The organism is Staphylococcus sp. Mo2-1 (assembly GCF_046721385.1).
In the GTDB taxonomy this organism is placed as follows: domain Bacteria; phylum Bacillota; class Bacilli; order Staphylococcales; family Staphylococcaceae; genus Staphylococcus; species Staphylococcus equorum_A.
On record NZ_JBEUUK010000001.1, the window covers coordinates 1429249 to 1450055 of the forward strand.

Annotated in this window: 13 protein-coding genes and 6 pseudogenes; 3 read left to right on the top strand and 16 right to left on the bottom strand. The window is 33.4% G+C overall.

Annotated elements, in window-relative coordinates; all coding sequences use genetic code 11:
* Positions 1 to 13 precede the first annotated feature (13 nt).
* The 3 genes from ABLV95_RS07305 to ABLV95_RS07315 all read right to left on the bottom strand — a co-directional run bounded on the left by ABLV95_RS07305 (position 14) and on the right by ABLV95_RS07315 (position 1570).
* A complete protein-coding gene (locus tag ABLV95_RS07305) occupies positions 14 to 400 on the bottom strand; it encodes a hypothetical protein (protein ID WP_427706957.1) in 387 nt (128 codons plus the stop codon).
* 104 nt (positions 401 to 504) lie between these two features.
* Positions 505 to 1257: a type I methionyl aminopeptidase gene (gene map / locus ABLV95_RS07310; RefSeq protein WP_046466242.1), complete on the bottom strand. Its 753-nt coding sequence runs from the start codon at positions 1255 to 1257 to the stop codon at positions 505 to 507.
* A 103-nt stretch (positions 1258 to 1360) separates the two neighbouring features.
* Positions 1361 to 1570, bottom strand: a complete 210-nt coding sequence (locus tag ABLV95_RS07315) for a hypothetical protein (RefSeq protein ID WP_460876765.1) — start codon at positions 1568 to 1570, stop codon at positions 1361 to 1363.
* Here ABLV95_RS07315 and ABLV95_RS07320 point away from each other — a divergent pair.
* Positions 1479 to 2422, top strand: a pseudogene (locus tag ABLV95_RS07320) (FUSC family protein). The gene ABLV95_RS07315 and the pseudogene ABLV95_RS07320 sit on opposite strands and share 92 nt — an antisense overlap.
* A 112-nt stretch (positions 2423 to 2534) precedes the next feature.
* Here the strand turns inward: ABLV95_RS07320 and ABLV95_RS07325 are convergent.
* Together ABLV95_RS07325 and ABLV95_RS07330 are read right to left on the bottom strand one after the other, a co-directional pair.
* A complete protein-coding gene (locus ABLV95_RS07325) occupies positions 2535 to 3257 on the bottom strand; it encodes a lipid II isoglutaminyl synthase subunit GatD (protein WP_427706953.1) in 723 nt (240 codons plus the stop codon).
* Positions 3254 to 4573: a MurT ligase domain-containing protein gene (locus ABLV95_RS07330; protein WP_460876717.1), complete on the bottom strand. Its 1320-nt coding sequence runs from the start codon at positions 4571 to 4573 to the stop codon at positions 3254 to 3256. Before ABLV95_RS07330 ends, ABLV95_RS07325 begins: the two co-directional genes overlap by 4 nt.
* Positions 4574 to 4741: 168 nt before the next feature.
* On the opposite strand from ABLV95_RS07330, the pseudogene ftnA reads away from it, so the two are divergent.
* Together ftnA and ABLV95_RS07340 are read left to right on the top strand one after the other, a co-directional pair.
* Positions 4742 to 5243: pseudogene (ftnA, locus tag ABLV95_RS07335) on the top strand (H-type ferritin FtnA).
* Between the two features lie 183 nt (positions 5244 to 5426).
* The gene (locus ABLV95_RS07340) at positions 5427 to 5981 is read left to right on the top strand and encodes a 3'-5' exonuclease (RefSeq protein ID WP_046466246.1); all 555 of its coding nucleotides are present in this window, start codon (positions 5427 to 5429) and stop codon (positions 5979 to 5981) included.
* Positions 5982 to 6012: 31 nt separating this feature from the next.
* On the opposite strand, the gene dinB is transcribed toward ABLV95_RS07340, so the two are convergent.
* The 11 genes and pseudogenes from dinB to ABLV95_RS07395 form a co-directional block, all read right to left on the bottom strand.
* Positions 6013 to 7083, bottom strand: a complete 1071-nt coding sequence (gene dinB, locus ABLV95_RS07345; protein WP_046466247.1) for a DNA polymerase IV — start codon at positions 7081 to 7083, stop codon at positions 6013 to 6015.
* Positions 7084 to 7293: 210 nt separating this feature from the next.
* Positions 7294 to 7779, bottom strand: a complete 486-nt coding sequence (locus ABLV95_RS07350; RefSeq protein WP_460876720.1) for a DUF3267 domain-containing protein — start codon at positions 7777 to 7779, stop codon at positions 7294 to 7296.
* Between the two features lie 292 nt (positions 7780 to 8071).
* Positions 8072 to 9434: pseudogene (gene rlmD / locus ABLV95_RS07355) on the bottom strand (23S rRNA (uracil(1939)-C(5))-methyltransferase RlmD).
* 153 nt (positions 9435 to 9587) lie between these two features.
* Positions 9588 to 10505 (bottom strand): diacylglycerol kinase, encoded by a 918-nt coding sequence (locus ABLV95_RS07360; protein WP_460876722.1) that lies wholly within the window; start codon positions 10503 to 10505, stop codon positions 9588 to 9590.
* Positions 10506 to 10717: 212 nt separating this feature from the next.
* Positions 10718 to 12146, bottom strand: a pseudogene (gene gatB / locus ABLV95_RS07365) (Asp-tRNA(Asn)/Glu-tRNA(Gln) amidotransferase subunit GatB).
* Positions 12147 to 12158: 12 nt separating this feature from the next.
* A complete protein-coding gene (gatA, locus tag ABLV95_RS07370; RefSeq protein ID WP_460875254.1) occupies positions 12159 to 13616 on the bottom strand; it encodes an Asp-tRNA(Asn)/Glu-tRNA(Gln) amidotransferase subunit GatA in 1458 nt (485 codons plus the stop codon).
* Position 13617: 1 nt separating this feature from the next.
* Positions 13618 to 13920, bottom strand: coding sequence for an Asp-tRNA(Asn)/Glu-tRNA(Gln) amidotransferase subunit GatC (gene gatC / locus ABLV95_RS07375; protein WP_046466253.1), 303 nt, complete (start codon positions 13918 to 13920; stop codon positions 13618 to 13620).
* 744 nt (positions 13921 to 14664) lie between these two features.
* A pseudogene (locus tag ABLV95_RS07380) lies at positions 14665 to 15886 on the bottom strand (CamS family sex pheromone protein).
* Between the two features lie 12 nt (positions 15887 to 15898).
* A pseudogene (ligA, locus tag ABLV95_RS07385) lies at positions 15899 to 17903 on the bottom strand (NAD-dependent DNA ligase LigA).
* A gap of 3 nt (positions 17904 to 17906) precedes the next feature.
* Entirely contained in the window at positions 17907 to 20117 is a 2211-nt protein-coding gene (gene pcrA / locus ABLV95_RS07390) for a DNA helicase PcrA (RefSeq protein WP_285324016.1), read from the bottom strand.
* The gene (locus ABLV95_RS07395) at positions 20114 to 20806 is read right to left on the bottom strand and encodes a heptaprenylglyceryl phosphate synthase (RefSeq protein ID WP_460875256.1); all 693 of its coding nucleotides are present in this window, start codon (positions 20804 to 20806) and stop codon (positions 20114 to 20116) included. The genes pcrA and ABLV95_RS07395 overlap by 4 nt, the downstream gene beginning before the upstream one ends.
* Between the last annotated feature and the right edge of the window lies 1 nt (position 20807).

Genomic DNA, 20807 nt, shown 5'->3' on the forward strand with positions numbered 1-20807 from the left:
TCGCCACCTTTCTTCAAGCGACTAAACTAATGCGTTCGATTAGATCACACTCAGTTTCAATATTAGCTCTCTCTGTTGCTTGTTGTGATAAATCGGTTTCAATACGAGCGTAGTCTGCTTCCATTTCATTTAATTCACATTTTATTTGCTCTATATCTTTATGTTCTATTTCTTCGGCACAATCAATGTACTCGTTATCCAACATATCAATATATTTATTTTCTAATGATAATGTCAGTCTATCAATTAAACTGCCTACATTACCCTTTCTTTCAATTAAGTATTTAATATACATTTCAACACTTCTCAATTTTTTATCAAGAAAACGTTGGTACTCCACTATGCTTGTGCGAAATGTGTGTTTTGTCATCTTTTCTAAATAAGACGTAATATAATTCATAGAATCACCTCATGATCGATTAAACTCTATTATAAAGAATATCCGGAACCATTGGTATAGGCTCCGGAACCATCTTATATTAGGACTTTAGACCGAAACACTATCTAATCTATTTTAGTAGTTAACACTGGTCCATCTTTGGTAACGATGACAGTATGCTCAATTTGAGCAACAAAACTTTTATCTTTCGTTTCAAATGCCCATTCATTTTTGCCTTCTGTCACAAATGTTGCTTTTGAAGAAATAAATGGTTCAACTGCAATCACTGTACCCTCTTTAAGTAAAGTTTTATCTTTAGGGTCATAATAGTTCATCACGTGACTTGGTGCTTCATGAAGTGATTGTCCTACGCCATGACCTGTTAAGTTTTTAATAACTGTTAAATCATTTTTACGTGCAGTAGCATGAACTGCTTTACCGATTTGACTTAACTTCCCACCTACTTTAACTCTTGTCATAGCCGCATCAAATGCTTCTAACGCTACATCACAGACTTTTTGTTTCAATGGGTTGTCCGCTTCACCAACTACAAATGAGATGCCTGTATCAGCGTAATAGCCGTTCTTCAAGGCTGAAACATCGATATTAACTAAATCACCTTCGCGTATTTTACGTTTGCCTGGAATACCATGTGCTACTTCTTCATTAACACTGATACACGTTTGTCCTGGAAATTTTTCATCATGGATTGGAGCAGAAAGTGCACCATGTTTTTCAAATAACTCTTTTGCAATATCGTCTAACTCTTTTGTTGTGATACCTGGCTTTGTTTCTGCTTGCATAGTATCTCTAATTAATGCACAAATATAACCAATTTCTTTTAAAGCTGTTAATTCTTCTTCTGTTTTTACGATCATATTATCCCGTTCCTTTTTGTAAATTATATTCCTTCTTATTATAGCAGACTTTTTTTGATATAATAAATTAGAATATTTGAACACGTATAGTTTAACATTTTGATTATATGAATAACATGGCTACTTTTGTAATTCGTGTTAATTCTCTTCTGATACATAACATGACTAGGAGTTTTTTTATGAGCAACAATTGGTATAAAGGACTAATAGGTGCACGAACAATTAAAACTGGGTTAGCTACTTTTTTAACCGCATTTTTTTGTTTGGCATTAGATTTAAATCCTATTTTCGCAATTTTAACTGCTATTGTCACAATTGAACCCACTGCGAAGGCATCATTAAAAAAGGATATCGTAGACTTCCGGCTACGGTAATTGGCGCACTCTTTGCAGTTATTTTTACATTTATTTTTGGCGACGAATTTGCTTTCGCCTATGCTTTTAGTGCTACATTTACAATAATATTTTGTACTAAGTTAAAACTTCAAGCCGGAACCACAGTTGCAACATTAACAGCAATGGCTATGATACCCGGTATACATGATGCTTATTTCTTCAACTTTTTCTCAAGACTATTAACTGCAATTATTGGTCTGGTTACGGCTGGTTTAGTCAACTTTGTTGTATTCCCACCAAAATATTATGACCAACTTGAATCTTCAATAAATAAAGTAGAGTCTAAAATGTACGGTCTCTTTCATCATCGTATGCGTCAGTTACTGTTAGGCAAATTTACTAAAGGTGCGCCTTACCAACAATTAAATATATTGTTAGATTTAAATCAAAAGGTTGAGACATTGCTTTCTTATCAAAAGGATGAGCTGAGCTATCACAAACATCACGATTCAGAATGGATACGTTTAAAATCATTAACAACACGTACACATACAAATAGATTATTTATTACGCATTTATCAAACTTAGTCTATTTACCTAAAGGCACGCATATCCAATTTACGAATGAAGAAAAAATAGCCATCTTAAGTATTGCTCAAAGTATTAATGACATATACACTACTGGATCTTTTGAGCGTCAACAACAATCTGCTTCATTATTGAAAACTTCTGTTAAAGGATTAGACGAATTTGATGACAATCAATTAAAAAGTCACCTAATTTATGAAATTTTATTAATCTATCGTATATTGGATCATCGTTTTGCGTAACACTTGTGTAGTTAAGTCTTACGCATTGAAATTCAAAAGATTTTCAAAAATAAAAGAAGTGACTGTCAGATTTCCAATAGGATTTCTAACAGCCACTTTATTTTTTTGCTTATTACTGTTTTTGTGTTACACGATTAACGATTACTTGTTTGGCGGCTTCTTCTTCAGTATTATTTACCTGCTTAGGCGTAAATGGTATACCTTTACGTTCACATGCTTTTTCTAGTAAGTAATCAGTCACTTCATGATTCTTAGGTAAAATAGGCCCATGTAAATAAGTCCCTAATAGATTTTTATAATGGATGCCTTCTTTAGCATCTTCATCATTATTACCATAACCATGTGTGACATTACCTAAAGTGCCGTATGGATGATACGTACGACCACCATGATTTTCAAAACCAACGATTGTACCGAACGTTTCACTCTCGATTACAATATCTCCAGTTAGACGCTCTTTCTGTGACTCAGTATAGAAGTCTAAAATATTAAGTCCTTCAAGTTCAGTACCATCTGGCGTAATATATTTACTTCCTAAAAATTGATAACCACCACAAATTGTCAAACCAGGCATGCCGTCTTCAATTACTTCTTTTAATGTCGTTTTGATTTTGCTTAATTCTTTAGTAGCTAGTGCTTGTTCCCTATCACTACCGCCACCGATAAAGAAAATATCACATTGATCAAAAGTAACGCCCTCTGTTTCATTTATATCTACAACATTCAATTTAATATCACGCAATTTTGCACGTTGTTTCAACGCGATAATATTCCCAATATCACTGTATAAATTTAATTTATCAGGCATAAAATGATAAACAGTCAATTCATTCATCTAGCTTTGTCCTCCTCAAAAGAGTGATTTAATTGTTCTAACATAGGTGCTAGAGAAGTATAGTTAGGAATAGCTACTGTAAAACTTTCCTTATAGTCCATCGTTTTTGCTGTCGCTTTATATATGTCTCTTTCTAAAATGATTGGTGCTTCTACACCTGCTAACTTTAACCTTAACTGCAATTCTTCTGCACGTAGCCCTGTAACAATAATTGCTTCGATTTGTTGTTTTACTAATTTTTCAAAATCAGCATCATAAATCCAAGAAGTATCTCTACCATCAGTTGCATTATCATTCAATCCTAAGACATAAACTTTGCTACCTTCTAGTTGTTCTCCTATAGAAAGGCTAGCATTCATTCCGGCAGGGTTTTTGGCAAGGTTAATCATTGCTTCTTTACTGTCTTTTTTAAAGTACTGCATACGTCCATTATTCGACGTATATGTCTCAAATCCACGTTTTATACCTTCATCATTGAGTCCTAATTCTTTTAGCACTGTATAAGCCGCAATCGCATTATAAGCATTAAAGTCTCCCGCGATTTTCATATTGAAAGTAGCAGTTCCTACATTTAAATTAATGAATGGATTTAAATTAAATTCAGACACTTCGTATTTAGTATCCTCCCGTTTAAATCCACATTCACAATGATAATGCCCAATTTGATTATATTGAATATAATCATAATGTAATAAACGACCGCAATTTGGACAATAGCGACTCTCGTTCATTGTACTTTGTTCAAATTCATGTGCATGTGCTTTCATCCCATAATATACAACTGTATCACTAGCTATCTTCAATCTACTGACAAATGGATCATCTGCATTTAACAATAACTTAATCCCTTTATTATTAATCGCATTTGCAATATTATTTACCATAATATCTATTTCCCCAAAACGGTCCATCTGATCACGGAAGAAATTAGTAACCACCATCATTGTTGGTGTTACTTCATTGAGTACTCTTGGAATCGAGCCTTCATCAATTTCAATGACTGCAATTTTTGTGCTTTGTTTAATTTGCAAAATAAATGCTGAAGTAATACCCGCAGCCATATTTGCGCCTTCATTATTATGTATGATGTCGACATCATTTACTTTTAATGTATGGCCAATTAAATTTGAAGTGGTTGTTTTCCCATTTGTGCCACTTATAAAGACAATTTCATCAACTTGTGATGCTAATTTTCTTAAAATATTTTTATCCACTTTTCTAGCAACTTGACCTGGCAAGTCTGTGCCCTTTTTCCCAGCAGCTTTACTTGCTTGCTTAGCCAATTTTGCTAAGTGGGTTGCAGTCCAATGTCTCATGTACTTCCTCCTTCACTCTTCACTCAAATATTATAACATGATTAAGTTGTATTCCAAACAATTCTCAATTGAAATAATCATGTCTTTTTTCTAGATTATAATTATTATTATTTACTAATGAGAATAGATTTGCTATACTGAAAAAAACATACATGGAGGCTATTACTTATGTTAAACAAAGAATTGTTAAATGCATTAAATGAACAAATGAATCATGAATATTTTGCGAGCACATGCGTATATGGCAATGGCCGCTTTTTGCGACAAAGAATCATACGAAGGTTTTGCGAATTTCTATGTTCAACAAGCGAAAGAAGAAAGATTCCATGGTAAAAAAATATATGATTATATCAATGACCGTGGAGAACACGCTTTATTTGCAACGATTCCTGCCCCAAAATCAGATTTCTCAAGTATCTTGGAAACATTTCAAGATGGCTTAGCGCAAGAACAAGATGTTACACGTAGATTTTATAATTTATCAGATTTAGCTAATCAAGCGAAAGATTATGCTACTATTTCATTCTTGAATTGGTTCTTAGACGAACAAGTAGAAGAAGAAGCGATGTTTGAAACACACCTTGATTACCTAAAACGTATCGGTGATGACAGCAATACACTTTACCTATACGAGAAAGAATTAGCCGCACGTTCATTTGACGAAGAGTAATCTTCATATTATAACTTAAGTTTATTGTCTCAATAAAAACTCATCCCAATTTAAATCTGGGATGAGTTTTTATGTTTATTATGCGCTTGTAATTTGCCTTGTTAAAGTCTGATTAACTTGACTCTAAGCACATATTTATATAAAGTCATATCATATTCACACATGAGAAAGGAATCTTGCTTAATGAATTCTGACGCATTTATTGCCCTTGATTTTGAAACTGCTAATGGTAAACGTACAAGTATCTGTTCAGTTGGTATGGTTAAAGTTGTTAATCACCAAATCACTGAATCATTTTACACATTAGTTAATCCAAACGATTACTTTTCACAACAAAATATTGCTGTACATGGTATACAACCAGATGAGGTCTATGACGCTCCCACGTTTAAAAAAGTATACCCTTTTATGATGCAATTCATTGACGACCTACCAGTTGTCGCACATAATGCTGCTTTTGATATGAGTGTCCTGCATGAAAGTATTAAAGCTATAGGTAGTGATACGCCAAATATGAAATACTTCTGTTCATTACAACTATCAAGAAGAACAATACAGAACCATCGCTACGGCTTAAATTATATGATGCAATATTATAATTTAGATTTTCATGGTCATCATGATGCATTAAATGATGCGAAAGCTTGTGCAATGATCACATTTCGCCTTTTAAAACACTATGATGATTTAAATAGTATGCTTAATATTTATGGCAAAGATTTAAAGGATAAAGATTAATGAAGTTAGCTTCAAATTTGAACTCACTTTTTTAAATATAATCATAAATTGTCATGTTTTCATAAGATGCTTTTTCTAAATTACCTACCGTTACACCTACTAGCCTAATGGGCACATCTGGATCTTTTAATTCTGTATATAAAGTATAAGCTATATTATAAATATCCGTTTCATCTCTGACAGGATCTCTTAAGCTTCGTTGTTTCGATAATGATTCAAATTTGTGCGTCTTTATTTTTACTGTAACTGTCTTACCGGATTTTTGTAACTTAGCTAAACGTTCAGCTGTTTTATGGCTCAATTCCCATATTTTTTGTAATATTTGATCGTCATCATTCATATCCGTCGCAAAAGTCCGCTCTGTTCCAACTGATTTCCTTATTCTTGTTGATTTAACAGGATTATAGTCTATACCCCTCGCTTTGTTATACAGCCCATGTCCTCGTTTACCAAAAAGTCTTATTAATTCTCTTTCACTTTGTTCGTATAAATCTTTACCATTGTATATTGCGTTATCATGCATTTTCTGTTTGGAAGCTTTACCTACACCAGGGAAATCGCCTATATCTAATCCCATTAATATCTCGTGTACATTATGATAATCAATTACTGTTAACCCATTCGGCTTATTCATTCCACTCGCTAATTTAGCCAAAAATTTATTATAAGATACACCAGCAGAAGAAGTCAGTTGTGTTGCTTCAAAAATATCTTTACGTATATATTGAGCAATGCTTGATGCAGGTAAATCTGCTCTAACTAAATGTGTAATGTCTAAATAAGCTTCATCTAATGACAATGGTTCTACAACATCAGTATAACTCTTAAATATCTTCATAATCTTTTCTGAAGCTGCTTTATACGCTTCGAATCTTGGCGTAACATAAAAACCATTTGGACATAACTTATGTGCTTGTGCAGTGGGCATTGCAGAATGTACACCATATTTTCTAGCTTCGTATGAGGCTGTTGAAACTACGCCCCTACCGCTTGCTTTACCACCTACAATCACAGGCTTCCCTTTTAACTTTGGATTATCTCTCATTTCTACTTGCGCAAAAAAATAGTCCATATCGATATGGATAATACGTCTTTCTGACAATGCACTCGCCTCCTTCATCGTCTGGATACAATGATTAATATTAGTTCAATCTTAACTTTTAAAATATGTATTTTCTTATAATTTGCTCAAGTAACACAAAAAAAGAGCCAGTTATCTCTTATCAGAACAAACGACTGCTGAACACAATCGTCAACATCTCTCTGTAAGTAAACAACTAACTCAGATTAAAATTTATAAATTCAATTATGTTTATTTCACTTCTGTCTGAGCCTGTATTTGTGTCACTGGACTCTCTGAATAAAATATTATACCTTCTTCTGTATCTTCAATATATTGCACTTTATTATTAAATGCGCCTGTTAAGAAATACATGTCCATTACACAATATCCAATATGAAGACTCGCTATAAATATCATAGATGAATATGCAAAAAATGAGAATAATATAATCAACACTGTTGTAATAACGACTAAGGGAGCTAACATGATAGTGATGTATTGCCATTTTTTAAAATATACATTTGGCATATGAGTAGTAATTAAACCTTGGCGGATCTGGAAAGTAGGTTTATTGCCTTTTGACAACAAACGGAACATTATATTATGAATAAATTCATGTAAGAAATAAACAACTGCAAATCCTAATATACCGTATACTAAATTTAATATAATATTTTGTTCTATAATGTGTGTAAATGAATAAGCAAATTTATAAGATAATAATATACTAACCATCACTATTGTAAATTGAAAAAGTATAAAACCTTCCGAGCATTTTCTTGCTAGAGAACAAATCAATCTTGAACATGTGTCAACCCTCCGTGTCATCGTCATCGTTATTACCTAGACTATACAACGATTGTAACCACTAATGATGGGCTTTTCAAGTAAGTTAGTTGCTTGTAATTGAATTTTAACAAACTTACTTGTTCTGCAATATTTTGCAATAATTAGTAAACAGCTTATTAATTAAATTCACACAAATCCAATATTCACGTTAAGCCACCTAAATATAAAATATTATAATTTAGCGTCTTTCAAATTGTGCTACTGTTTCAACATGCGTGGTATGTGGAAACATATCTACTGGCGTAATTTGTGTTAATTTATATTGTTGTGCTAATTTTTGCGCATCACGTTGTTGCGTTGATGGATTGCAAGAAATATAGACAATCTTTCTTGGGTTCAATTCTAAAAGTGTTTCCAAGAAAGTTTCGTCACAGCCTTTTCGAGGTGGATCAACCATTACTACATCTGGTTTAATGCCTTGTGCTTTCCATTTTAGAATAACCTCTTCAGCTTTACCACAGACAAAAGTAGTATTTTCGAACTGGTTTAAGGTCGCATTTTGCTTAGCGTCTGCAATTGCTTCTGGGACAATTTCAACACCATAGACATGTTGCGCTTTCGGTGCCATGTATAATCCAATTGTACCTATACCACAATAAGTATCTAGTATTGTTTCTTCACCTTTAAGTTCAGCATACTCAATTGCACGTTGATATAATTTTTCAGTTTGAATAGAATTGATTTGATAAAAAGATTGATCACTGATTTTGAATGTTACATCTGAAAGTGTATCTTGAATTTCATCTTTACCATATAGCGTATATGACGTTTCACCCATAATGACATTCGAATGTGTATCATTCACGTTATGTTTGACGCTCACTATTTCTGGAAATGCTTGCTACTAATTTTTCTGTAAGCACATCACTTTGTTTGAATTTCTTGCCGTTTGTAACAAATACAACCATCAGTTCTCTAGAATGGTGTCCTGTTCTAATTACGACATGACGCATAAGGCCTTGTTTTTTACGTTCATTATATATACTGATATTTAATTCATTGAACCATAATTTGAGTTGATTCAGCACATCTTGATGCATATTGTCTTGTATTAAACATTCATCCATATCTATAATGTCATGACTTCTTTGACGATAGAATCCTGTAATCACTTTATTTTCATTGTTCTTACCAACTGGGACTTGAGATTTATTACGATAAAACCAAGGATTATCCATACCAATCGTATCGTGAATAATTGTGTCCTTAAAATCTGCTTTACGGTGGAACAAATTGACAACTTGCTCTTTTTTCATATTCAATTGCGCTTGATAAGTCATATGTTGTAGCTGACAGCCACCACATTTATGGTAATAAACGCATGGTGGTTCTACACGTTCTTCACTCTCTTTTTTAATTTCAATTAGCTTACCTATTGCAAAATTTTTCTTAACTTTTATCACTTTGAATTCTATTGTTTCATTAATCAATGCATTTGGTACAAATATAGGATAGCGATCTAATTTAACAACACCATGTCCTTCATGTGTTAAATCTATAACTTTACCTTCTATGACCTCATTTTTTTGAATTGCATCCATGACTTCACCCCACACTAAAAGAGGTTAGGATATTTGATGTCTTTACCTAACCTCTCAGTTTATTCTGTATCTTTAATTTTTTCGATTATTCATTTTAACTTGAAACACTTAAGTTCTTCAAATTGATTTTGTAATATTATACGAAACCTACTTTTATTGTTCAACTATTTCATCATTATTAATATCACTTGGCGTAAATACTTCGATATGTTGTTTTAAATTCAAGAAATTGCCTGGTAATTTACCACCATATTCACCATCTACGTTTAACTGCATATCTACAAATGATGATACGCTAATGGATTTGGCTTTCTTATAATGTATCTTAGGATGCTTAGTATGTTCTCCTCTAGAAGCTAGGGTCATTATATGTCCTAATTCAGCAAGGTTTGCTTTTTCAACGATAATCAATGTAAAATAACCATCATCTAACTTAGCATCTGGCACTAATTTTTCAAAACCAGCCATAGAATTCGTTAAACCTAATAAGAACAATAATGCTTCCCCTTGAAAAACTTCATCGTCATATTCTACACGAATATCGACAGCTTTCATTTGAGGTAACATTTCAAAACCTTTTATATAATAGGCAAACGGTCCAACGATGGATTTCAATTTACTTGGCGTCTCATAAGAAACCTGTGTTAATTGACCACCGGCAGCTAAATTTATGAAATAACGACTATTCATCTTGCCTATATCAACCCTTGTTGTATGGCCTTCTATAATCACATCAATTGCACTCATAATGTCATTTGGCAAATGTAGTGCACGTCCAAAATCATTTACTGTCCCCATAGGTATAATGCCTATATTAGGTCTGTTCGGCTGCTCTGCAATACCATTTATGACTTCATTAAGCGTACCGTCACCACCAGCGACAATTAATACATCATAGTTTTGTTCTAAACTGCGTTCTGCTTCTGAAGTTGCGTCTCCAACTTTTTCAGTTGCATATGCACTTGTCTCAAACCCTGCTTTTTCCAATTTAATTAAAACATCTGGCAAGGTACGTTTAAACAATTCTTTTCCAGATGTTGGATTATAAATGATTCTAGCTCGTTTTCTCATATTTTATCCCTCGACTTCTTATACTCAATGTCTATATTATATGATTTAGATAAATGATAAAAGTATTTAGGCCAAATTTTACAGAATATATATAATATCGTATAAATAGTAAAAGAACCTGTAGACAAAAACGTTCTACAGGTTCTGCTATATCTATTGTTGTAATACGTTATTTAATCATCACATTACACTAAAATCCAACGCATTTTTAATTATCTTTTATCTAATTCTTGTTTTAACAATTGATTTACTAATTGAGGATTGGCTTGGCCTTTTGAAGCTTTCATAATTTGACCAACTAAGAAGCCCATTGCTTTACCTTTACCATTTTTGTAATCTTCAACTGATTGTTCATTATTGTCTAACGCTTCGTTTACAAATTTTAAAAGTGTAGCTTCATCAGAAATTTGAACTAGGCCTTTATCTTCCATAATTTGTTTCGCATCCCCACCATTTTCAGCGAGTTCTGGGAACACTTTTTTAGCGATTTTACTGCTCATTGTGCCATCTTCAATTAATTTAATCATTCCGGCTAAGTTTTCAGGTGTTAATTTTGTATCTAATAAATCAATTTGGTTTTTATTAAGATACTCATTCACGCCGCCCATTAACCAGTTAGAAGTTAATTTAGCATCTGCACCTTCAGCAATAGCACTTTCAAAGAAATCAGACATTTCTTTTGTAAGTGTTAATACATGCGCATCATAAGCGGGTAAGCCGAAGTTGTTCACATATTTTTCTTTTCTTTCATCTGGTAATTCTGGGATTGTTTGACGTACACGCTCTTTCCAAGCTTCATCCACATATAAAGGTACGATGTCTGGTTCTGGGAAGTAACGGTAGTCATCAGAGCCTTCTTTAACACGCATTAAAATTGTTTTACCAGTTGACTCATCATATCTACGTGTTTCCTGTAGGATTTCTCCACCATTTAATAGTTCTTCTTCTTGACGTTTTTCTTCATATTCAAGACCTTTACGTACAAAACTAAATGAGTTTAAGTTTTTCAACTCTGCTTTAGTACCAAACTCTTCTTGGCCATATGGACGTAATGAGATGTTAGCGTCACAACGTAGTGAGCCTTCTTCCATCTTACAGTCAGATACGCCAGTATATTGAATAATAGAACGTAGTTTTTCTAAGTATGCATATGCTTCTTCTGGTGAACGAATGTCTGGTTCAGAAACAATTTCAATCAATGGTGTACCTTGTCTGTTTAAATCTACTAAAGAGTATCCATCTTTATGCGTTGATTTACCAAGCATCTTCTTCCATGTGAAGACGTGTAATGCCGATACGTTTTGTCTTACCATCAACTTCAATATCAATATAACCATTTTCACCAATAGGCTGATCAAATTGTGAAATTTGATATGCTTTTGGATTATCTGGATAGAAATAGTTTTTACGGTCAAATTTAGATTCTGTTGCAATATCCATATTGATTGCCATTGAAGCTCTCATAGCCCAATCAACAGCGCGTCTATTTACAACTGGTAACACACCAGGATATGCAAGATCAATTACGCTTGTGTTTGAGTTAGGTTTTGCTCCAAAATGTCTTGGTGATGCAGAGAACATTTTAGATTCTGTTTTTAACTCAACATGGACTTCTAGTCCAATAACTGTTTCAAAATGCATGATTTCCACTCCTTATAATTTTTCGTATTCATTATGAAAATTGAATTTTGTTTCATATTGGTAAGCGACACGATATAACGTCTTCTCATCAAATGGTTTTCCAATAAATTGTAAACCAATTGGACGTCCGTTTGATTTACCACAAGGAACAGAAATACCTGGTAATCCAGCTAAGTTTACTGGTGTTGTTAATAAATCATTCGCATACATTGTAAGCGGATCATCAATTTCTTCACCTATGTTAAACGCTGGTGTTGGTGTTGTTGGTCCTACAATAACATCGTAATTTTCAAATATGCGGTCAAAATCATTTTTAATCAATGTTCTTACTTTTTGTGATTTTTTATAAAATGCATCATAATAACCAGAACTCAATGCAAAAGTACCTAAGAAGATACGACGTTTAACTTCGTCACCAAAACCTTCACTTCTAGACATTTTGTATAATTCTTCTAATGAGTTCGCTTCAGGTGAATGGTAACCATATCTAATACCATCAAAACGAGATAAGTTTGATGAAGCTTCTGATGAAGCAATAACGTAATAAGAAGGGATACCATATTTAGTGTTTGGTAATGATACTTCTTCAACTGTTGCACCTAATTCTTTTAGTGTTTCAACAGCTTGTTTAACAGAAGCTTTAACATCTTCTGATACACCTTCACCAAGGTATTCTGTTGGTAACGCAACTTTTAGACCTTGAATATCTTTACCGATATCAGTAGTGAAATCTGAATCTTCAACTGGCGCACTTGTAGAGTCATTTTCATCTAAACCAGTAATTGTTTCTAATACCAAGGCATTATCTTTAACATTACGTGTAAGTGGTCCGATTTGGTCTAATGATGATGCAAACGCAACTAATCCAAAACGTGATACGCGACCATATGTAGGTTTCATGCCTACGATGCCACAGTAAGCCGCTGGTTGACGAATTGAACCACCAGTATCAGTACCTAAACTGAAAGGAACTAAACCTGTTGCTACAGCTGCTGCTGAACCACCTGATGACCCTCCAGGTACTGCAGTATGATCAAATGGGTTAACTGTCTTTTTAAAGTATGAAGTTTCAGTTGAACCACCCATAGCGAATTCATCTAAGTTGAGTTTACCGATAAGTACTGCTTGTTCATTTCGTAATTTATTCATTACTGTTGATTCATAAATAGGTACAAATCCTTCTAACATTTTACTTGCGCAAGTTGTTTCAACGCCTTCAGTAATAATGTTGTCTTTAATACCCATAGGAATACCAAAAAGTTTACCTTCCATTTGGTCTTTAGCTTGTAATTCATCTAATTCCTGAGCTTGTTTAACTGCATTTTCTTTATCTAATGCAAGAAACGATTTGATTGTTGGATCAGTTTCTTCGATTGCATCATAAATATCATTCACAATTTGTGAAGGCTTAATTTCTTTGTTTTTTATTAAGTTGATCAAATTTTCCACAGATTCATAACGGATGGTCATCTTAAGCGTCCTCCTCATTCATGATAGATGGGACTTTAAATTGTCCATCTTCCGTCTCTTTAGCATTTTTTAATGCAAGCTCTTGAGGAATACCCTCGTCTGCTTTGTCTTCACGTAATACATTTTGTAAATCTAATACGTGATATGTTGGTTCTACTTCACTTGTATCTGCTGTATCTATATGATTAGCAAAGTTTAAAATACTTTCTAATGTTTCTTGCATCTCTGCAGTTGCATCTTCAGTAATTTCAAGTCTAGCTAAATTTGCTATATGCTCTACTTCTTCACGTGTAACTTTAGCCATTAAATAAAAGCCTCCTTTTTACTCATTCATTACAAAATTGTACCAAAATTCCGCCCAAAAATCTAAGCTTTTCGATAATAACAGTAAATTATAGTGATTTATTTTTATACTTTTCCAAAAAATATATGTTTTCACAACCCTTTTATAGCTAGGTTTTCAAGATGTAGATAACTATTCATCACTTTTATATGTATAATAATTCTATTATTTATATGAATATAGAACATACTCCGAAAAATTGTAAGCGTTTAATACTTAGTATCTATAGAGTAAAGTCATAAAATTACTTAACATTTATCTCGACGCTATTATGAATACGCTTGTATAACCATTCATGTTCGAATAAACACAAGCATACACGTTCAAAACTAGAAAATTTTGAAACCAAACAGAGCGGCACAGAAATCAAATTTTAAACATTCATTGTTAGTGACTAGTATCACAGTTCCAATGATATTATCTATTGAATCAGATTATAATTCTAATACATAAGCTATCGCGTTTTAAAAATATGTTAAGGCGAATTCGCTATTCTTAAGTTTTTTGTATAAATTCATGTAATAAACCGATTTTGTAAAGGGCTGACGCCTAGGGGAATAGTGTGAGCGAGAGACTACAGGCTCGAGCCATACCCAGGCAAGCATGCATTTCAAAATCGGAACATTTTAAAACAAAAAAGAGCGGGATAGAAATCAAACTTTAAATTTGATTTCGTATTCCCACCCTTACAAGGCTGAGTAAAAATTAGTTGTTGTTTTTATAAATATGAACTTGCGGTTCTTTATCTTCTTTTGTTTTACTAATTAGTGCTTTAGGGTTATTACCATCTTTAATGTGAATTTCATACTCATCTATATCATCGAAATATTTTCTTGCTTGCTCAGTGACATATTGTGTAATACCTATGGTTTCAGCTTTACCATAATAATCAATTGGTACATCTACAGATAATTGCTTAGCTTCTTTATTATCGAATTTAACAGTACCTACTGCTTGAGTGAAATTATTAAAATATGTTTGGAGATTATCATTAAACTGTTTGAAATCAGAGTTTAAACTTTCATCTAATTCTGCGGCTTCTCCAGATGGTAATAAAGCAGTTTTCTGTTGAATATCTTTCCATTCATTAATACGTGTTTTATCACCTTCAACTGTTGTACCGGCGATAAACTCACCAGGTATAATAGAGTTTTCTCCGGACTGTTTATAAACAGCAAAATGAATTGGAATATCTTTCAGTTCTTTATTTTCACGTAATCTAGTAAGTATTTCTTCAGACATTTTTTTACCTTGTTTTTTAATTTCTTTGTCATCTAATTTCTTACTATAGGTCTCCCCATCTTTTTCCTTTTGGTAATAATATGTACTGTTCATCGCTAAACCAATCGTCATGCCTTTAATTTTTTTACCTTTTGTATCTCCACTATTATAAAAATCTTGTTCTAAAATATTAGAAAGATATGCTTGGTGAATTTTCTGCAATTTTCTCAGGATCAGTTTCACCATTATGAGATGGATTTAATCCTAAATTCTCATTTGCTTTTTTCTCTTTACGTTCGTCTTCATCCATATCATCGATTTCATCTTTAGTATATTTAGGTCCTAAATATGCGTTAATCGTATCTTTATCTAGATATTGGCCATCTTGATATAAATAATCTTCAGTTGGAAAGACTTCTTTACTTAAATCTAATAGACCACTCTCGAAATCTTCACCGTTATAACTATTTGCCATGTTTTCTTGTAATACACCGCGTGCTTTACTTTCTTTAAATGGTAATATTGTTCTGTAATTGTCGCCTGATACATTTTTATCCGTTGCTATATCTTTTACAGAACCAGAATCTTGTTGTTGTTGCTGTTGTTGTTCATTTTCATTAGATTGTTCTTTGCTTTTCTCATCATCATTGCCACATGCTGATAATAAAAAAACTGCTGAGATGAATAGTATAACCTTCCGTTTCATGCATTATCTCCTCTATCCCTCGATTTCATTTTGCTTCTGAACAAAGTCTTCTTCTGACCATATTGCTGTACCAAATTTTTCAGCTTTTGTTAATTTAGAGCCTGCATCCTCGCCGGCGATGACTAAGTCTGTACTTTTAGTTACACTGCTCGTAACTTTTGCACCTTGAAGTTCTAACCATTTTGAAGCTTCGTTTCTAGTCATTTGATACAACTTACCAGTAAGTACAATTGTCTTGCCTTTAAAGTCTGGGTGGCCTTCTAAATCACTTGTCTTTATGCCTTTATATGTCATATTAACATTTTTTTCTTTTAATTTATTAATAAGTGCACGAATATCTTCATTTTCTAAATACGTGACTACAGATTGAGCTACTTTGTGTCCGATGTCATGAATACCAACAAAATCTTCTTCAGTTACTTCGAATAATTTATCCATTGTGCCATATTTTTCAGCTATAACTTGGCTTGCCTTTACGCCAAGATGTCTGATACCTAAGCCAAACAATAACTGTTCTAACGAATTGTTTTTAGACACTTCAATAGCATTGATTAAATTATCTACTTTTTTCTCTCCCATGCGGTCAAGTGGTAACAAATCTTCTTTTGTTAAGTAGAAAATATCTGCAATGTCTTTTATCTTTTCATTATCATAAAGTTGTTGAATGATTTTTGTACCTAAACCGTCGATATTCATTGCTTGTCTAGAAACAAAATGAATCATGCCTTCTACAAGTTGTGCTTGGCACTTAGGATTGATACAGCGTAAAGCAACTTCGCCTTCTATGCGTACTAATTCATGTTCACAACTTGGGCAATGTGTTGGCATATGATAAACTTCCGCGTTATCTGGACGTCTATCTAATACACTTTTAATGACTTCAGGTATAATATCCCCTGCTTTTTTAATTACTACACTGTCGCCAATTCTAATATCTTTGTCATGAATCAAATCTTCGTTATGTAAAGAAGCGCGAGAAACAGTAGTCCCGAGCAACTTTAACTGGTTCAAGAATAGCTGTAGGTGTGACTACACCTGTTCTACCTATACTTAATTCAATATCTAATAAATCTGTAATTACTTCTTCTGCTGGGAATTTATACGCAATTGCCCAACGTGGTGATTTTTGAGTGAAACCAAGCTCCTCTTGGTGCTCTACCTTATTCACTTTAATTACAATACCATCAATATCATAAGGTAATGCTTCTCTTTTTTCAGTCCACTGTTCAATATATGCAATCACATCATCAATTGTTTGTACACGTTGACGTTCTTGGTTCGTTTTAAAGCCTAACTCATCTAATTCATCTAATGCTTCACTTTGTGTATTCGCATTAAATTGAGTAAAGTCATTAACACTATAAAGAAAAACACTTAGTTTACGTTTAGGCGCAAGCTTTGAATCTAATTGTCTAAGTGAACCTGCAGCGACATTTCGTGGATTCGCAAACGCTTGTTCATCATTCTTAGCTTTTGCTTCATTTAAATTAAAAAATGATTGTCTAGGCATATACGCTTCGCCACGAACTTCAAATGTTCTAGCTTCCTTGATTTTCAAAGGAATCGCATGAATCGTTTTTAAATTTTCCGTAATATCCTCACCTGTAGTACCATCTCCACGTGTTAACCCTTGTACAAATCGGCCATTTTCATATTTCAAAGATACTGCCAAGCCGTCTATTTTTAATTCACACATGTATTCTACGTCACCGATACGTTCACGTATACGTTGATCGAATTTTCTTAAGTCTTCTTCATTAAACGCGTTGCCTAAACTGAGCATCGGGGTATTATGTCTTACCTTCTCGAAAGTTGATTGGGCAGAACCGCCGACTCTTACTGTTGGAGAGTCAGACGTTCGATATTCTGGGTGAGTCTCTTCAATGTCTATTAACTCATGCAACAATTTATCATATTCACTGTCTGGCACTGATGGGTTATCTTGAACGTAGTACTCATAACTATAGCGATTTAAGCGTTGATGCAATTCGTCGACGCGTGATTGTAAATCAGCCACATTTTATTCCCCCTTTTTCTCAATTGGCGCAAATTGTGCAAGTAAGCGTTTCGGTCCTTCTGATTTAAAAATGATATCTAGTTCTACAGAACCATTTTTTTCTTTTACATTACTAACCATGCCTTCGCCCCATGATTTATGAACAACTTTGTCTCCAACTTTCCAATCAGAAGACACTTGTGCTTTTTTAGTAGCTGTAGCACGTTGGCTATAACCTCTTTTAGCTGGTTCTTTTGTTGCTGAACGGAAGCTATTGCCTTGTGTTTTAGCTTTCGCTTTAGATTTAGTTTCATTTTCCAATAGATCTTCAGGTATTTCTCTTAAAAATCTAGAAGCCATATTGGATTGTGGTCGTCCAAATAACATTCTTGATGTCGCATGTGTTAAATATAATGTTTCTTCAGCACGTGTGATAGCTACATAACAAATACGTCGCTCTTCTTGCATTTCATGTTCATCATCGCTCTTAATTGCTCTAATGTGTGGGAATAAAGACTCTTCCATGCCCATGATAAATACAATCGGAAATTCTAGACCTTTAGCAGAGTGCATTGTCATCAATGTGATACCATCTTCAATTTGTGCTTCATCTATGTCTGCAACTAATGATAAATCCGTTAAGAAGTTAATTAATGACTGTTCTTCTAATGGTGTATTCTCTTCATAATCTTTTGGAACAGACATAAACTCATCGATATTTTCAAGTCTACTTCTAGATTCTAACGTTTGTTCACGTTCTAACATCTCGCGATAACCTGATTTAACTAGCACTTCTTCAACAATTTCAGTGATTTCAAGAAATTCTTGTTGTTTGATAAGGTTTTGCATCACATCATAAAAGTTAATACATTCTTGTGTTACTTTTTTAGATAATCCAATAAAGTCTACTTCAGCTAATGCATCAAACATACTCAAATCATTTTGTATTGCATAGGCTTGAATTTTATCTACAGAAGTTGGTCCAATACCACGTTTTGGAATATTTATTACACGACGCAAGCTAATATCATCATTACTGTTAGCAATGATACGTACATAACTTAATAAATCTTTAATTTCTTTTCTATCATAGAATTTTTGACCGCCAACCATTGTATAAGGGAGGTTTGATTTCATAAACGTTTCTTCAAGTACTCGTGACTGTGCATTCGTACGATATAAAATAGCCATATCTTTATATTTCTTTCCATTACGCTGATGTTTCATAATTTCGCGTACAACATATTCCGCTTCATCTCGTTCAGTTGTTGCTTCATAATAATGGATTTTATCGCCGTCTGTATTGCCCGTCCATAACCCTTTTGGTTTACGCTCTGAATTATTTTTAATCACTTCATTAGCCGCATTCAAAATATTTTTTGTAGAACGATAGTTTTGCTCTAGGAAAACCGTTTTTGCTTCTGGGTAATCTTCTTCAAAAGAAAGGATGTTTTGTATATCTGCGCCACGCCATCCGTAAATAGATTGATCTGAGTCACCTACAACGCAAAGGTTTTTAAATTTATTTGCAAGGAGTTTAACTAATGTATATTGCGCTTTATTCGTATCTTGATACTCATCCACATGAATATACTGAAATTTATTTTGATAATAATCTAATACTTCTGGCACACGTTCAAATAGACGTATTGTAACCATAATCAAATCATCAAAATCTAGTGCTTCGTTTCTTGATAGTTGACGTTGATAACCTTTATAAACAGTAGCAACCATTTGTGCATGATAATCATTTGCTTCTTTTTGTGCATCTTCCGGCGTTTTTAATTCGTTTTTTAAATTACTAATAGCGCCTATAAACATTCTAGGTTCAAACTTTTTGCTATCAATATTTTCATTTTTTAATACATCTTTAATTACAGATTTTTGGTCAGTTGGATCAATAATTGTAAAATTGCGTTCTATGCCAATTCTATCTGCATCTCTTCGAAGGATTCTCACACACATAGAATGGAATGTAGACATCCATAGCACTTGAGCTTGTTCCCCAACTAGGGTCTCAACACGTGCTTTCATCTCTTTAGCAGCTTTATTTGTAAATGTGATGGCTAATACGTTATATGGAGACACGTCTTTCTCATCAAGCAAGTAAGCTATACGATGTGTTAAGACACGTGTTTTGCCTGAACCTGCACCTGCCATTATAAGTAATGGCCCCTCTGTTGTACGTACTGCTTGGCTTTGTTCCTCATTCATCTTATTAACTAATGCGTTCATTTATGTGACTCCTTTATCTCAACTGTTTTTAATGCTTTTTCTATATCTTTATATATAATGTCTCCAACTATAATAGTGTCTGCGATTGAAGCCATTTGTTTTGCCTCGTTATAATCACTAATACCACCACCATAAAATAGTTGTGTATCTGTTAATTGATCTGCTGTTGCTTTTACTATTTCTACTTCTCCATATGTACCACTATATTCTATATACATAACTGGTAATTTGTACATATCATTAATCATTAATGCATAAGCTTCAATATCTTCATCCGTTAAGTTTGTATTTGCTTGCGTCACTTTCGCAACTTTACTATCAGGATTAAGTACGACATAACCTTCAAATATGACTTCATCAAAATCAATTATTTGTCCGAATGACTTGAGTGCATCTAACAACATGCCATTATGGTATTTAACATCTGAACTGTTTAACACAGTAGGCACGAAATAAAAATCGAAACCAAGCATTACGCTATCTACATTTGAAATTTCCAATGCTATCGGTAATGCATATTGCTTTAAACGTTGCTTTAAATGAAAAACATTATCTTCAGTAACATCATCTGTTCCACCTATGATAATTGCGTCTGTGTTAGATAAACAAATTGCCTCTAATTCTTCGTCAGATATTAACTTTGCAGGGTCTAATTTAAAAATATGTTTCCACTTTTTAATGTCATGCATG

Bases quoted from the DNA above. Each gene is read 5' to 3' on its own strand.
- ABLV95_RS07305 (WP_427706957.1), bottom strand. From the start codon at position 400: ATGAATTATATTACGTCTTATTTAGAAAAGATGACAAAACACACATTT.
- map (WP_046466242.1), bottom strand. From the start codon at position 1,257: ATGATCGTAAAAACAGAAGAAGAATTAACAGCTTTAAAAGAAATTGGT.
- ABLV95_RS07325 (WP_427706953.1), bottom strand. From the start codon at position 3,257: ATGAATGAATTGACTGTTTATCATTTTATGCCTGATAAATTAAATTTA.
- ABLV95_RS07330 (WP_460876717.1), bottom strand. From the start codon at position 4,573: ATGAGACATTGGACTGCAACCCACTTAGCAAAATTGGCTAAGCAAGCA.
- ABLV95_RS07340 (WP_046466246.1), top strand. From the start codon at position 5,427: ATGAATTCTGACGCATTTATTGCCCTTGATTTTGAAACTGCTAATGGT.
- ABLV95_RS07350 (WP_460876720.1), bottom strand. From the start codon at position 7,779: ATGGTTAGTATATTATTATCTTATAAATTTGCTTATTCATTTACACAC.
- ABLV95_RS07360 (WP_460876722.1), bottom strand. From the start codon at position 10,505: ATGAGAAAACGAGCTAGAATCATTTATAATCCAACATCTGGAAAAGAA.
- gatA (WP_460875254.1), bottom strand. From the start codon at position 13,616: ATGACCATCCGTTATGAATCTGTGGAAAATTTGATCAACTTAATAAAA.
- gatC (WP_046466253.1), bottom strand. From the start codon at position 13,920: ATGGCTAAAGTTACACGTGAAGAAGTAGAGCATATAGCAAATTTAGCT.
- pcrA (WP_285324016.1), bottom strand. From the start codon at position 20,117: ATGAACGCATTAGTTAATAAGATGAATGAGGAACAAAGCCAAGCAGTA.
- ABLV95_RS07395 (WP_460875256.1), bottom strand. From the start codon at position 20,806: ATGCATGACATTAAAAAGTGGAAACATATTTTTAAATTAGACCCTGCA.